Source organism: Sporolactobacillus sp. STSJ-5, from assembly GCF_024385605.1.
GTDB lineage: Bacteria > Bacillota > Bacilli > Bacillales > Sporolactobacillaceae > Sporolactobacillus.
In genome coordinates this window covers 22,700-37,086 of sequence record NZ_JANFOJ010000002.1, presented here as the reverse complement: position 1 = coordinate 37,086, position 14,387 = coordinate 22,700, and the positions used below count along the sequence as shown (strand labels likewise).

At 40.4% G+C, this 14,387-nt stretch carries 13 protein-coding genes and 1 pseudogene; 3 read left to right on the top strand and 11 right to left on the bottom strand.

The annotated features are described in order from the left end of the window. Positions 1 to 208: 208 nt before the first annotated feature. The 6 genes from NOM01_RS02330 to NOM01_RS02305 all read right to left on the bottom strand — a co-directional run bounded on the left by NOM01_RS02330 (position 209) and on the right by NOM01_RS02305 (position 7,825). Positions 209 to 2,020, bottom strand: a complete 1,812-nt coding sequence (locus NOM01_RS02330) for an ABC transporter ATP-binding protein (RefSeq protein WP_255746083.1) — start codon at positions 2,018 to 2,020, stop codon at positions 209 to 211. Then, on the bottom strand, positions 2,020 to 3,789 hold the full coding sequence (locus NOM01_RS02325; protein WP_255746082.1) for an ABC transporter ATP-binding protein: 1,770 nt from the start codon (positions 3,787 to 3,789) through the stop codon (positions 2,020 to 2,022). Before NOM01_RS02325 ends, NOM01_RS02330 begins: the two co-directional genes overlap by 1 nt. A gap of 378 nt (positions 3,790 to 4,167) precedes the next feature. Further along, a complete protein-coding gene (locus tag NOM01_RS02320) occupies positions 4,168 to 4,716 on the bottom strand; it encodes a peroxiredoxin (RefSeq protein ID WP_255746080.1) in 549 nt (182 codons plus the stop codon). Between the two features lie 331 nt (positions 4,717 to 5,047). Continuing rightward, entirely contained in the window at positions 5,048 to 6,157 is a 1,110-nt protein-coding gene (locus NOM01_RS02315) for an N-acetyldiaminopimelate deacetylase (RefSeq protein ID WP_255746078.1), read from the bottom strand. A gap of 41 nt (positions 6,158 to 6,198) precedes the next feature. After that, entirely contained in the window at positions 6,199 to 6,909 is a 711-nt protein-coding gene (gene dapD / locus NOM01_RS02310; RefSeq protein ID WP_255746076.1) for a 2,3,4,5-tetrahydropyridine-2,6-dicarboxylate N-acetyltransferase, read from the bottom strand. Positions 6,910 to 6,955: 46 nt separating this feature from the next. Beyond that, positions 6,956 to 7,825, bottom strand: coding sequence for a transcriptional regulator CcpC (locus NOM01_RS02305; protein WP_255746074.1), 870 nt, complete (start codon positions 7,823 to 7,825; stop codon positions 6,956 to 6,958). Between the two features lie 150 nt (positions 7,826 to 7,975). On the opposite strand from NOM01_RS02305, the gene NOM01_RS02300 reads away from it, so the two are divergent. Continuing rightward, the gene (locus NOM01_RS02300) at positions 7,976 to 8,185 is read left to right on the top strand and encodes an aspartyl-phosphate phosphatase Spo0E family protein (RefSeq protein WP_255746072.1); all 210 of its coding nucleotides are present in this window, start codon (positions 7,976 to 7,978) and stop codon (positions 8,183 to 8,185) included. Positions 8,186 to 8,436: 251 nt separating this feature from the next. On the opposite strand, the gene NOM01_RS02295 is transcribed toward NOM01_RS02300, so the two are convergent. Continuing rightward, on the bottom strand, positions 8,437 to 9,444 hold the full coding sequence (locus NOM01_RS02295; protein ID WP_255746619.1) for an inorganic phosphate transporter: 1,008 nt from the start codon (positions 9,442 to 9,444) through the stop codon (positions 8,437 to 8,439). Positions 9,445 to 9,572: 128 nt separating this feature from the next. Continuing rightward, positions 9,573 to 10,193: a DUF47 domain-containing protein gene (locus NOM01_RS02290; RefSeq protein ID WP_255746071.1), complete on the bottom strand. Its 621-nt coding sequence runs from the start codon at positions 10,191 to 10,193 to the stop codon at positions 9,573 to 9,575. A 392-nt stretch (positions 10,194 to 10,585) separates the two neighbouring features. Between NOM01_RS02290 and NOM01_RS02285 the strand changes: the two genes are divergently transcribed. Both NOM01_RS02285 and NOM01_RS02280 read left to right on the top strand, forming a co-directional pair. Continuing rightward, a complete protein-coding gene (locus NOM01_RS02285) occupies positions 10,586 to 11,854 on the top strand; it encodes an MFS transporter (protein ID WP_255746070.1) in 1,269 nt (422 codons plus the stop codon). Between the two features lie 48 nt (positions 11,855 to 11,902). Next, the gene (locus NOM01_RS02280; protein WP_255746068.1) at positions 11,903 to 12,505 is read left to right on the top strand and encodes a TetR family transcriptional regulator; all 603 of its coding nucleotides are present in this window, start codon (positions 11,903 to 11,905) and stop codon (positions 12,503 to 12,505) included. 56 nt (positions 12,506 to 12,561) lie between these two features. Here NOM01_RS02280 and yfkAB read toward each other — a convergent pair whose 3' ends face one another. The 3 genes and pseudogenes from yfkAB to NOM01_RS02265 all read right to left on the bottom strand — a co-directional run. Beyond that, the gene (gene yfkAB / locus NOM01_RS02275; protein WP_255746066.1) at positions 12,562 to 13,692 is read right to left on the bottom strand and encodes a radical SAM/CxCxxxxC motif protein YfkAB; all 1,131 of its coding nucleotides are present in this window, start codon (positions 13,690 to 13,692) and stop codon (positions 12,562 to 12,564) included. 116 nt (positions 13,693 to 13,808) lie between these two features. Beyond that, positions 13,809 to 14,075, bottom strand: coding sequence for a hypothetical protein (locus NOM01_RS02270; protein WP_255746064.1), 267 nt, complete (start codon positions 14,073 to 14,075; stop codon positions 13,809 to 13,811). 226 nt (positions 14,076 to 14,301) lie between these two features. After that, a pseudogene (locus NOM01_RS02265) lies at positions 14,302 to 14,367 on the bottom strand (YjcZ family sporulation protein); the annotation flags it as partial. Positions 14,368 to 14,387 lie beyond the last annotated feature (20 nt).

The following is a 14,387-nucleotide window of genomic DNA, read 5'->3' as shown; positions in this document are numbered from 1 at the left end:
TCCGCAGGTCAAAAGATCCTTCGACACCTGCCTTCCCATTATACCAAAGAATTGATAATCTTCATCCAGTAGTGAATTGTTCTTGTCAAGTACGGTTTTATTTCACCGTCTTAAAAACAACGAGAAATAAATCGTTCCCGGCTTGATCCATCCGTAAGTAGAAAAAACAACCAATGGCCATCGCTGCGTGCTCTTAGTTTACTTGAAATTAAGAGACCCCATCAAGAGCATTATACTGACTGAGTACCAAATCAAAATACCTGCCTCGAAGGTCCATAAGTTCTTGATGGTTGCCTTTTTCAACAATTTCACCTTCATTAAGCACAACAATTTGATCAGAGTCGCGAATTGTGGACAATCGGTGGGCAATGATAATGGATGTTCTTCCCTTAAGCAGTTGCTTTAGAGCCGTTTGAATGACCATTTCTGTTTCCGTATCAATACTTGCTGTTGCCTCATCGAGAATGAGAATTTTCGGGTCTGAGAGCAGCGCACGTGCGAATGAAAGCAGCTGACGCTCTCCGACCGAAAGAATATTCCCACGTTCCTCAACCTCAGTCTGATATCCCTCAGGCAATCCTTGAATAAAAGTATCCGCACCAATTGCTTTTGCCGCTTGCATTACCTCTTCGTCAGATGCATCAGGCTTGCCAAAACGAATATTTTCCATGATTGTACCGGAAAATACATAGGTTTCCTGAATCACCGTTCCGACACTTGCACGCAGTTCACGCAAATCAAGGTCACGGACATCCACACCATCAAAACGCACTTGACCGGCCGTCACATCATAGAAGCGACTAATCAAGTTCGCAATTGTTGTTTTCCCCGAACCGGTATGCCCAACCAATGCCCAAGTCGCTCCCGCCGGAATATGGAACGTAATTCCCTTGAGTGCTTTTCTTGACCCATCGTACCTGAATTCTACCTGATCAAAATCAATTGTTCCATAGATGTTCTTCATGCTTATTCCATTTTTTTTATTAGGCACACTTGGCTTTTCATCAAGAAATTCAAAAATCCGCTCTGAGGAAGCCATCGCAACAAGCAGTTGATTATACACCTGACCAAGTCGGGAAATCGGTCCCCAGAACATACCGAGATAAAATGCGAACGAAACGAATGTGCCTATTTCTATTGAGTTCCTGTGAATGAGAAATACACCAAACCAGATGAGAATAGCCGATCCTACTGCATTGGACAAATCAACAAAAGGACGAAACATTGCATTTTTCTTAGATGCTTCCTGCCATGCCAAAAAGTTCTCCGTATTCACACCGTTGAAATATGCTCGATTCTCTCTTTCCTGTGTAAATGACTGCGTCACACGTATACCCTGAATACTCTCATTCAAATGAGAGTTCAGCTTCGACATTTTCATACGTACCTTTTGCCATGAACGTCGAATACTGCGTCGCAGCTTCGTTGAAATGAAGAACATCAGCGGAATAACAAGTAATACCGCAACTGCCAATGGTGGGCTGAGTACAAAGAGGATCACAAAGATACCAATCAAAGTAACAACATCCATCAATGTATTAATGACACCGTTCGTAAATAAATCCTGCATTGAATTCACGTCATTTATGACTCGGACGAGAATTGAACCGGCAGACCTTGAATCAAAAAAGCGATGTGAAAGATATTGAATATGATTAAATAAACGTTCACGCAAATCATGAATCACATACTGACCAAGTTGATTTGTTGTACGAATCCGGTACCAATTGCTCACAAATGATATTCCATAGAGTAGTGCGGTAATCGCAACCAGCCAATAAAGTAAGGTGTAGTTCTTCGCGTTAATCGCTCGGTCAAACGCATAAACACCAATGATAATCGGAATAATCAGCCGAACAGCCGTCGAGACAATCATTGCTGCAATTGCTTTAGGAATCAGCGTTTTCAAATAAGGTTTCAAGTAATTTAAAAGACGAAGCAGTTGTTTCCAGTTAAATGGCTTTTCAATGACCCGATCTTCCGGATAAAAGAATCGTTCTTTCTGTGTTCCGCTCTTCATCATCGACTTCTCCCTTCTCGGACGACTTGTTGTTTCACAAGATCGCGATCTTTGTACTGAATATTATAAATTCGCCGATAGATTCCTTCTTGCTGTACCAATTCTTTATGCGTACCGCGCTCTTTAATTCGTCCATGCTCAAGTACGAGAATTTGATCTGCCATCTGAAGCGAGGAAATACGATGGGCAATAATAAACGTTGTTCGCCCTTTCATTAATTCTTTGAATGCTTTTTGAATTAATCCTTCCGTCCGCATATCGACGGCACTTGTTGCATCATCAAGAATTAAAATACTTGGATTGACAAGAAGCGCACGTGCAATAGAAATTCGCTGTTTTTGACCACCGGACAGTCCCATACCTCTTTCTCCCAGCACGGTGTCATAACCGTTTGGAAGGCTTTGTATAAATTCATCCGCCTCAGCACGCTTTGCCGCTCTGATCACTTCATCCAGTGTCGCATCAGGTTTGCCATAAGCAATATTGTCGCGAATGGTTGAAGAAAAGAGAAAGTTTTCTTGGAACACATAGCCGATATTTTTCCTAAGGCACTTTAAATCATACGATTTAACCGGGCATCCATCGACCAATACCTCGCCGCTGGTCGTATCATAAAATCTGCCGATTAATTGAGTAATGCTTGTTTTTCCAGAACCTGTTGCTCCCATCAGTCCAATAATGTTTCCTGATTTCGCTTCGAAGCTTATATGACTGAGTGCTGTCGTTTTTTCATTCGGGTAGATCAGCGACACATTACGGAATGCAACATCCCCAGCAAGATGTTCTTTTTGAAAAGGGTGATCAGGTGACGTAATATCGCTTTTTTCATCAAGAATTTGCAGCAACCGTTCTCCCGACGCTTTCGACTGAGAGAAGGTATTGATCATAAATCCGAGATTCATCAGCGGATCCATGATATACCAGACAAGACTGAAAAAGGCAACCAAGGCACCGGGAGCCAGTCTTCCGCTCATGACAAAATAACCACCAAGAGCAAGCAGCAGAACCACGCTGATATTGCCAATCAGTTCCATGAGTGGAAAGTATTTTGCCCAAATATCTGCTGTTATTAGGTTTCTCGTTCTGTATGTTTGATTGTTTTTAGCGAAACGATCAATTTCAAAGTTTTCTCGTCCGAGTGATTTAATTGTATTCATGCCGCTAATATTTTCTTGAACGCGTGTATTCATGCTTGCAAGTGAACGCCTAATTTTTCGAAATGCCGGATGTACACGTTTATCAAAACGAAATACACTGACACAGAGAAAAGGCGTCATTGCTAAAGTAACAAGCGCCAATTCCCAAGAATAATAAAACATCAGAGCAAGGCTGAATCCTACAAGAACAACAAAATTAACCAGCTGAGTAAATCCTGCCGAAAGAAAAAAACGAAAGCCCTCGACATCAGCTGTCAGACGTGACATCAAATCTCCGGTTTTCGCATTGTCATAGTAGTGATACGGCAGATACTGCAGTTTCTTGTAAAGTGCTTCTCTCAAGCGAAAAACCGAACTCACTCCGAACATATCGCCCCAATACTGGCTGAAATAGCTTGATAATCCCTTAACAGCCATGATAATTACAAATCCTAAAGATAACATTGGAACAAGTGAAAATCTCTGACGAATCACCGCTTGATCAATTGTAAGCTGCAAGACAATCGGATAAACAATTGTAATCGCACTGCTCAGTATCAGAAATAAAAGTGAGCCGAACAAATAATGACGATCCGGCCAATAAAATTGCTTAAGCTTTTTAAATATCTCCAATGTACGCCTTCCTCTCCCTACCCTGCCCATGCATAAAACGCAGGTTAAAAAATATAAATATCTTTTACAATAACGACAATTTTATCAGAACGAGAGCAAACAACAAGTCATTCGCTCTTATTTGTAATCTTTGGAACTACTGATTATGAATTTTATAGGCTCATTAATGACCTGCCTTCCAAGCCTTTCATTCAGACTAATAAAAATTTAATTGCTTGGCTGGTTAAACATCTGACCCGTCAGCGAACTCGATCCCTGGAGAAATCTAGTGCAGTAACTCTTATACGCAAAGAAACAGGGCAATCTTAAGCCGATTACCCTGTTTTTTATGAGCAGCAATGAGCTGCCAGTTTATATCATTGATTTTAATATCTGAAATCACACATGCAGCGTTTCGTCACCGGGATGCCAATTTGCCGGGCACAGTCCGCCTGATTGAAGCGCTTGAAGTACACGAAGTGTTTCATCAACGTCGCGGCCGATGTTATTGTCATTAACAACTGAGTAGCGAAGATCGCCTTCAGGACTGATAATAAACAATCCACGAAGTGCAACGCCTTCTTCAGGAATGAGTACGCCATATTTTTCAGCAACTTCATGTGTGTGGTCTGCAGCTAAACTGAAGTTGATTTTACCAATGCCGCCTTCTCTTCTTGAAGTCTTCATCCATGCTTGGTGTGTATAGATTGTATCACAGGAACATCCAATTATATCTGCTCCCAGTGCTTTGAATTCATCGTAACGATCACTGAAGGCAGTAATTTCAGTCGGACATACAAATGTGAAATCCATTGGGTAAAAGAAGAAGATCGTCCATTTGCCGGCTTTGATGTTCTCTTCCAAATTTGCTTTGCCGAAAGAGCCATCCGCATTCACACTATCAAGATTAAACAAAGGGGCCTTTGCACTTACAAGACGTTCTACCATATTTTAATCATTCCTCCTGAAAATTATCTTCTTTCCTCACTCAAAATGAGGCTATGACATTATTATAGTATGGACTTTATTTTAAGTCAATGTTAATTAATAATTAATTTAAATTAGCATAAAATACTTATGTATCAATAATTAATAAATGTAATCAGTAAAATATATTATCATTTAAAATAAATATTATCAAATAATATGATTCCCCATTTTCTTTGATTCATTCAAGATAAATGATAACACGTTACACGTTGTTCTCCCATTAATACGCTTAAAGGTGAAATAAAAAAAGAGCGAAAAATAAATTCGCTCTGGAAATGTACTGATTTAATTAAACGCCATCTCTTATATAGGTGCTGACTACCTTCACTCCTTGGGCAAGTGCTGCCTCATCAGGCTTGAAATCAGCAGAATGCAGACTTGATGTTTGCCCAACACCAAGCCAGAACATGAATCCCGGCAATTCTTTTAAGAAATAGCCAAAATCCTCTCCGGTCATTGCGTCATCGCAAATCACATATGGAAATTTGTTCTTTTCGCAAAAGCTGATGAATGGATCCACATATGTTTTGCGGTTGAATACTTGGTAATAATTTGCTCCGTAATCAATGACGCCCTTACATTGGTAAGCAATCTCAGTTGCCTTTACATGGCGCTCAATGTCCTCTTTAATCAATGTCATGGTGTCTTGGCTTAATGTTCGAATCGTACCTTCAACGCGGGCATATTCTGCAATAATATTCTGTTTAAAGCCGCCTGTTATTTTCCCGATTGTGAGCACCGCTGAATGAAGCGGATTAACTCGTCGGGCAACAATTGTTTGAAGTCCGACGATAAATTGGCTCGCCGCAACAATTGTATCGTGAGTCAGATGCGGATTAGCTGCATGTCCGCCTTTTCCACGGAAGTCGATAAACAATTCGGATGTATTAGCAAATAGAATACCTTCCTTTGTGGCAACTGTACCAGCCGGAAAATCCGGTGACACATGTAAAGCGAAAATCAAGTCCGGTTTCCACGCCTTAAATTCCTCACTGGCCATCATCGGAAGTGCTCCACCTGGGCCTTCTTCAGCGGGCTGGAAAATAAATAAGACATTCTCTTTAACCGGATGAAGTACAATATTTTCCAGAGCGCCAAGTGCAATGGTCATATGGAAATCATGCCCACACGCATGCATGTTTCCTTCATGCTTTGACTGAAACGAGTACCCAGTATTTTCTTTGACCGGGAGCGCGTCAATGTCAGTACGAAATCCGATGAGTCTTGAAGGATCAGTACCGGAAATGTGGACAAACAATCCGGTTTTCCACTTTTTTATTTGTATTCGATCTTGCGGAAGTTTCTTAATTTGATCCAGCAGGAATGCCTGCGTTTCCACTTCTTCAAATCCAAGTTCCGGTATCTGGTGCAACGCGCGCCTGATCGCAATATAATCCATTGTTGATCCCTTCCCATTATGCGAGCAATCACCCGTATTTATTATAATTGACGCAAGTCCTGCATAATTTCTGTTTTGGAACGTGTCTTCTCATCAATTGTTTTCAGCACACGTGCTGGCGCACCGACGACTACGGTATTTGCAGGAACATCTTTTGTTACGATTGCTCCTGCAGCAACAACCGCTCCTTTGCCGATATGCACACCTTCAAGAACAACCGCATTCGCACCGACAAGAACATCATCCTCGATGACAACAGGTTGTGCGGAAGGCGGTTCAACAACACCGGCGAGAACTGCTCCTGCACCAATATGACAATTTTTTCCTACCGTTGCTCGTCCGCCAAGAACTGCGTTCATATCAATCATCGTGCCATCCCCGACTACTGCGCCAATATTTATGACGGCTCCCATCATAATAACTGCTTGTTTGCCTATTTCAACTTTTTCACGAATTAACGCTCCAGGTTCAATACGTGCTTCAATTCCCTTAAGATCAAGTAACGGGACCGCTGAGTTACGCGCATTATTTTCTACAATATAATCTTCGATCTTGTCCTTATTCGCTGTGAGTACAGGCTCAATTTCCTGCCAGTCGCCTATTATTGTACCTGCATGTCCGCTAATAAACGCATGAACCTGTTCACCGAAGGATAAAGACGCTAAATCGCCTTTTATGTAAACTTTTACCGGTGTTTTCTTAACACTGTTTTTCAAAAATGAAATAATTTCATAAGCATCCATCTGCTCCATTTTTGTTCCTCCTAATTAGTCGTTTCACTTGCTATATTATCGAATTTTATGTGAAAAGTCTATGTTTTACCAGGCTCACAAAGGCATGCACCTGTTTAAGGCTAAGCGTTTCTTGATCGTACAGCAGCCAATTCTCTCTATAAATAGGATTGCTATGGGCGTCTAACAACGGTATGCGATTAATGATGTCCTGTTCCGTGAGACTGAGTGACGGCAGAACTGAATAACCAATGCCGTGTGTGACCATGAGTTTACACGTCTCAATCTGATCAACCATTATTGTGCGTACCGGAACCCTGAGGTTTTGTGAATGCCACCAATTCTGGATCACTTGATCATAGGATGAGTCGCTGCGGAATTGAATATAGGGTCTTTCTTCATAATTCAATTCACCCAACGTTGAAATCTTCGAATCCACAAAATTAAGCGGATCGGAAAACAGGTGCAGCTTTCCTCCACCCCATTTCGGCATTCCGCGAACAATTGCTACATGGCAAGCCGCACGGTACATATGCTCCAATATTTCGCTTGACCAGCCTGTCGTCAAGGAGATTTTCACAAGCGGATGCTGTTCAACAAAAGCCTTAAGCACATCAGGAAGCCAATACTGCCCATTGACCGATGATACAGCCAGTTTTAACGTACCATGAATCTCAGATTTATGAGTTTGAATCTCGGCACGTGTCTCTGCAGCACGTTCAAGCATTTCCCGTGCAAATTGTTCGACAATCTCACCTTCTGATGTTAGTACAACTCCTCGTTTTGATCGAATGAATAATTGAGCATTCCATTGGCGCTCAATAGACTGCAGTCTCTGACTCAATGCAGGTTGTGAAACAAAAAGTCGTTCAGAGGCTTTTCTCATACTTCCTTCGTCCGATAATACAGTAATTAATTCAAGATCAGATAATTTCAAAGTCTTTCCCTCCAACGATACGTGATCAATCTCTTAGCTGAACCTCCCCATTCTCATTATGCCTGCTACATTTGGTAGACAAACAAAAGAGACATGCTATAATATATTTAATATTGCTAGATGTTGATGCTCAAGGAGGGCTTTTTGTTCATGTCTGAGTTATCAGAGGTACTTATTTACCAGGAAAATAGTAGCGTTTACTCTGAAGCTATTGAGAATAAGCGGAAAAATTTATTGGATACCGCTAAAAAGTATGGCCTGTATGCCGAACAAACGTTACTTTGCAGTCAAGAACTTGATTTAATGATTGTTGAAGTTCAAGAAAAATGTTCAGCGATTTCTCAAAGCGCACAGGTCTGAGATAGAGTCACCGTACTTCCTTTCGCCCCTAGCTCTTCCCGGCTTCTGGCCGGCATTCATTTTTTATTTGCCTCTTTTTGTAATCGTTATCATGAAATATTAACCCACTATGAGAAGAATTTTATTATTTGTGATTACTCGCTCGGCATGTTTTCAGCAGAGCTCATTCTAAAAACTATCCATTTATTTATATACTCTTTTATCTTATAAAAAAAGAAGCTCGTATCAACGAGCCGATTTAACATACTTAATTAAAGAATCCAATTCAATAGCCGATAAATCACAGCAGCAACAATCGCTGTAAAAGGCAGCGTAATGACCCACGTGATGACAATATTCAATGCCATTCCCCAGTTTACGCCTCTAACACGTTCCGCTGAACCAACGCCTAATATAGAAGAAGTAATAACATGCGTTGTACTGACCGGAAAATGGATAAATGTAAATCCAAAAATAATTGTAGCAGAAGATAGATCGGCAGCTGCTCCATTAATCGGTTGAATTTTCATGATTTTACTTCCTACCGTGTGAATAATACGCCAGCCGCCTACCGATGTTCCCATCGCCATAGCAAGTCCGGCAGCAACACGTACCCACATAGGTATTTCAACTTTTGTCAAATAATTTGATGCCACCAGAGCCATCGTAATAATCCCCATTGTTTTCTGAGCATCATTTGTTCCATGAGCAAAAGATTGCAATGCCGCTGTGAATATTTGAAAAATCCTAAAGTGACGATTTGTCTTCACTAACGAAAAGTTATGGAAGATGAGCGTGAAAAGTTTCATGACAATAAAGCCAATTGTAAACGCCGCAATCGGTGAGAAAATCAGCGCTTCGAAAATCTCAATAAATCCTTGATAGTTTAAAGAGCCAAAGCCAAGCGCAGATATCCCCGCACCCGCCAGGGAACCGATAATTGCATGAGACGAACTGCTGGGCACACCTAAATACCATGTTGCAAGATTCCATAAAATTGAGCTGATCAGCGCCGCCATTACAATGATTAAACCAGTCGTTTCATCTTTAATGGTAAATGGGTCAATAACCCCCTTGCTGATTGTTTGGGCTACACCCGTAAATGTAATGGCCCCAAGGAAATTCATGGTACCTGCCAAAATAATTGCAACCCTTGGGCGCAAAGCACGTGTAGAAACAGAGGTGGCTATCGTATTTGCAGTATCGTGAAAGCCATTAATAAAATCAAACATAAACGCCAAAAACACAATCATCAGCGTCAACGCAAACAAACTTTCCATGATCATAAAACCCTTTCCTCGTAAAAAATGAATGCGTGGTTTTCAGGAATTGCTCAGTCATTCATTGATTTTCAATCGTAATCATTGCGGAAAGATTTCCCCACAAAGAAACGGGCACAAAGACGGAATCATGCGTTTCGCATCATGATTGTTTCCAATGTGTCGGCAACATCTTCACAGCTATCGGCAACGCTTTCCAACATTTCGTATAATTCTTTATACTGAATGATCTTAATTGCATCTTTTTCATTCTTAAATAAATTTGTAATGCATTTAACAAGCAGATCGTCGCACTGAGTTTCATAATCATTGATTTTGATGACGCTGTTTCGAATACCTGACAAGTTCTTTTTACTCATCAATGTGATGGCCTGATTAATTTCCTTACAGGATTCATATAAAATGCCGACAAACTCAACCATATATTCATCAGCATGAGAAATCCCATATATTTCAAGTCGCATTGACCATTCTTCAAATCCATCCAGGACACTGTCCATTTTCATTGCTAATTCCAAAATATCTTCACGTTGCAAAGGAGTGACAAAGGTCTTATTTAGAGCAATGATAAGTTCATGAACGTAAGAATCTCCTTTACGTTCAAAGTTTTTCATTTTCTGAGAAAACTCGTGTAAGTCAGCTTCATTTTTAATTTTACTTTCATCAAAAAATTTAGCTGCATCCTCTAGATTAAGTGAGATGATTGAAAGCATATTCAAAAACTTGTCATTTTTCGACAAAAAGTGCACAAAGTCCACCTCTCCATATCATAATTAAAATTATTTTTTTAACGAGTCGCACAGAAAAAAATTTACAACATTCAATTTCAATGCCATCACGACTGAAAAAGAGCCCAATTTCCATTTTAACAGAACACAATAGATTTACAATCCGTTTTCGAATTGTTAAAAAAAGATTAACACATTTTTCGACGAAATTCACATTAACCAGCAATTATGCGGTTTCATTCTCAACGATCTTAAAACACGGAATTATTTTTTCATCTTATTTGCTGCTCATTGAAATAAAAACAACATAATACGTTTACAAAATTTATTTCTAAATACGCATTGAAAATGACACAAGTGTCGTTTATAATAACGACATCGGTGTCATTATTACTTTGTTGGAGATGAATTATATGTCGATTAATTTTTGGAAACTGCTTTCAGGACGCTCACTCAGTACAATTGGAATGAGTTTGTACAACGTTTCACTGATTTGGTCCATTTACCACCTGACTCAAAACACTTTTTACACTGGCATAGTCGGCTTTCTTGCGCTCGCTCCCATGATGTTTCAATTTTTGGTCGGACCGCTTGTTGATCGGTTGAATAAAAAAAGATTGCTTTGGATGACCGAGCTCGGTCAAATTATCTCAGTAGTCATCACTTATGTAATGTTTACTGTTTTTTGGCACTCTGCAGCAGCGCTCATCGTGCTCACGCCTGTCGTCGCTGTTTTAGGTATGTTCAGTAATCCTGCGGAAATGTCCTTAATTCCGGAATTTGTTCAAGAAGGAAAGTACGCCTCAGCAAACGCTCTGATGAACGTGAGTTATCAAGCATTCTCCATCATCTTCACTAGTCTTGCAGGTATTTTGATTGTCTTTATTTCACCCTTAACGCTCTATCTTTTGTCAATTATCTTCAATTGCTGCAGTATCGTCTGCTTTCTTCTGATTAAAAGAACAATGGAAATCCAAAAGGAAGCGGATAAATCAACAGATCTGAAGAAAAATTTATACAAGTATTGGAAAAATCTCACTTCCGGATTAAAAATGGTATGCGGCTCATTTATTATCCAATTTATACCGGCAACCGTTATTGCCAATCTGGTCTTCGGAATGCTCAACGCCACATTGCCCGCTTATGCCGCAGAACGCGGCGGCGCGCAATGGTATGGCTTTTATCAATCGGCGGAAACAATTGGCATACTCATCGGCGCGGCGACTGCGCCATTATTCAAAAAATGCTCGCTAGGAAAGCTAATTATTTTCGGTTTTTTCTTATCTGGAATCTCATGGCTGATCTCTTATTTTACACCATTGAACAGTCTGTCACTTATCTTATATGCAGCAAGTCTGATTCCAACCGGCATGACTAATATTCTTTTTGTTTCAGCGTTGCAGAAGGCTGTTCCACAAAAACACTTAGCACAAATCTATACCATAATGATCAGTGCAGGCGGATGTGCCATGCCGCTTGGATCTTTATTTGGAGGACAAATAGCACATCTATGGGGTGTTGGTCCTATTTTCATAAGTATTGGGGCAAGTCTCTTATTTGTTTCTCTCTATTGGCTCGTTCTGCCGATCTTGCGCCAGATGCCTGAACCAGATAAACTTGGCACAGGAACATATAGCCTTAATTTGAGTGAAACTCGCGCCGGTGATACACCAAGCTCATGATCGATAAAGAGTTGATTGTGATATACTGAAAAAGCAGGAGGGGTGACGATGCCAAAGGTGAGTGAAGCTCATTTTGCGCAACGAAGAAAGCAAATTCTTCAGGCCGCTCAAATTGTTTTTTCCAATAAAGGTTTTGAACCGGCCACGATGCAGGATATTGTAAATGAAACCGGGATGAGCCGCGGCGGGGTTTATCAATACTTTTCAAGCACTGAGGCCATGATGCGCGCATTATTGGAAGAAAACAACACAGATTTCGAGAAATTTATAAATTCACTTATACAGAAACACACAAAAATGTGGGATGCAGTTCAAGATTATTTAGAAGCACTATCACATGAGGCAGGCACTCCTTTTTCTATAGCGGTCTATGAATACTTCGTCACCGGATGGCGCAATGAAGAACGAAAAACGTATTTAAGAAATCGTTACCTGAAGGGACAAAACATTTTCTCTCGCATTTTTCAAGAAGGTGTCCGTCGTGGTGAGTTCATTCCGCAGCAGCCTATTGAAGACATTACACGCTTTTTCATTAACACAACAGATGGAATTGCTTTAGAAGCAGCTCTACTGGGGCATAAAACGGTTGGTGCCCCAACTCAGATTGATGCGCTCCGACTTTATCTCAGAGCAGTATTAGGTATTCAATAAGAAAAAAGGTCCTCTGCAATCAAATCATGCAGAGGACCTTTTTATATATGCGGAAATCACCGCGAAATAAGTGCTTTCCGTTTCATAAAATCAACATCTTTATAATAAGTATTTTTGACAAGCACATTGGGACCAAGACATTTTACTGCTGGACAGTGACAATTCAACGATTTTGCAAGTGGAGTCGTCAACCAGTGTTGATAGGCATTTTCCAGTGTTGTTGTTTTAATGTTGCCCAGTGCCGGTGCATCGGCAAAGTCAGTGACAATAATATTTCCATCAAAAATGTTGACGTTAAGTCTTGACCTGCCGTCAGGGTCATTACGAACAGTCACATTTTTCTCGTGATACAGACGTTCAAGTAACGCCAGATCTTTCTCATTTTTGTTGCATGGGTAAAAAGGCAAGGTCCCAAACAGCATCCATACGTTCTGATCACGACAATCAAGCAAACGATGAATACCTGATCGAATTTCATCAAGCGAAGCAACTTGTAATACGCTGGCAAAATCGCTAGGATACATCGGATGTACTTCGTGACGTTGACACCCCATCGCCACCACTTGTTCATGAATCCGTTCAAGATGCGGCAGAGTTCGTTTATTAATCATCGTTTCCGCTGAAACAATCACTCCGCGAGCAGTCAATTCTCGTGCATTTTCAATCATACGATTAAAAAACAATTGTTGTGCTTCAATTTTCGGCTTCTTCTCCATTACTGCGAAACCTATATTGGAATAATCTTCGAAACTTCCATAGTTAAAGGAAATATGAAGCACGTCAAGATATGGGATAATCAGTTCATACCGCGCAAGGTCAAGCGTCAGGTTCGAATTGATCTGAGTTCTCAAGCCGCGTTCGTGCGCATACTTTAAGATGGGCACCACATATTCTTTTACTGACTTGAGTGACAGCATCGGTTCGCCACCTGTAATACTTAAAGCGTGCAGATTCTTTGCTTCATCAAGTCGTTTGAAAATCAAGTCTAACGGAAGAGCATTTGGATCACGTTTCTGCAATGTGTATCCTACCGCGCAATGCTCACATCGCATGTTGCAGAGCGTCGTCGTGGTAAACTCCACATTCGTCAGTTCTAAGTGTCCGTAATGCTCCATATCAAAGTAAGCTTCCCACGGATCATTTTCAGGACTGATCGGTGCTGTTCTTATCTGTTCAATTGTTGTCATGCAACTCCTAGCCTTTCAATATGAATTTACACTACTCATACTATACCATATTGAAAAGATAATTCACGAGTTTGTCACATTTTCAAATGCATCCGTCTTGGTCAGGAAATCTTTGCTCAGGCAGTCTGAACACCTGCTAAATGTTTTGTAATATAGTCCTTTGTTTGATCAATTCCGCTTCCTTCGATAACGATCAGGCACTCCTCATCATGGGAAAACAAAATAAAGGAGAGCAGCTCTGACAGACGATGAACCTTTTGTGCTTCATTTTTCCCATAAACATAAATATTTTGATTCCATTGCGCGCAATAACCATAAAAATCAATGAATTTGTTTAGTTTCAGTTCCCTTGGGTTGAATTTGAAAGAAACGATGTTTGGCATAGCAGTTGGCACTTCCTTTCGCTTAAATAAGATACCTTTATTGTCACACATTTCACGCAAATACTGAACGGGGTTTTTTTGTCGACTAAACACTAGTTTGGAAGAAGCAGTTCATAAAAAATTTATTGATACCATGTCTTCCATACTCTCATAAAAATTTTGCATAAAAAAAAGCCGGAATTTCATTTTTAAATGAACACCGGTTTATCATTAAATCTTTCCCTATTTAATAGAAAAGACCAACGATGACAAGGAGAATAAACATGACAACGATGAGAATAAACATACTGCATCCCCCTCTATTTTTCTATA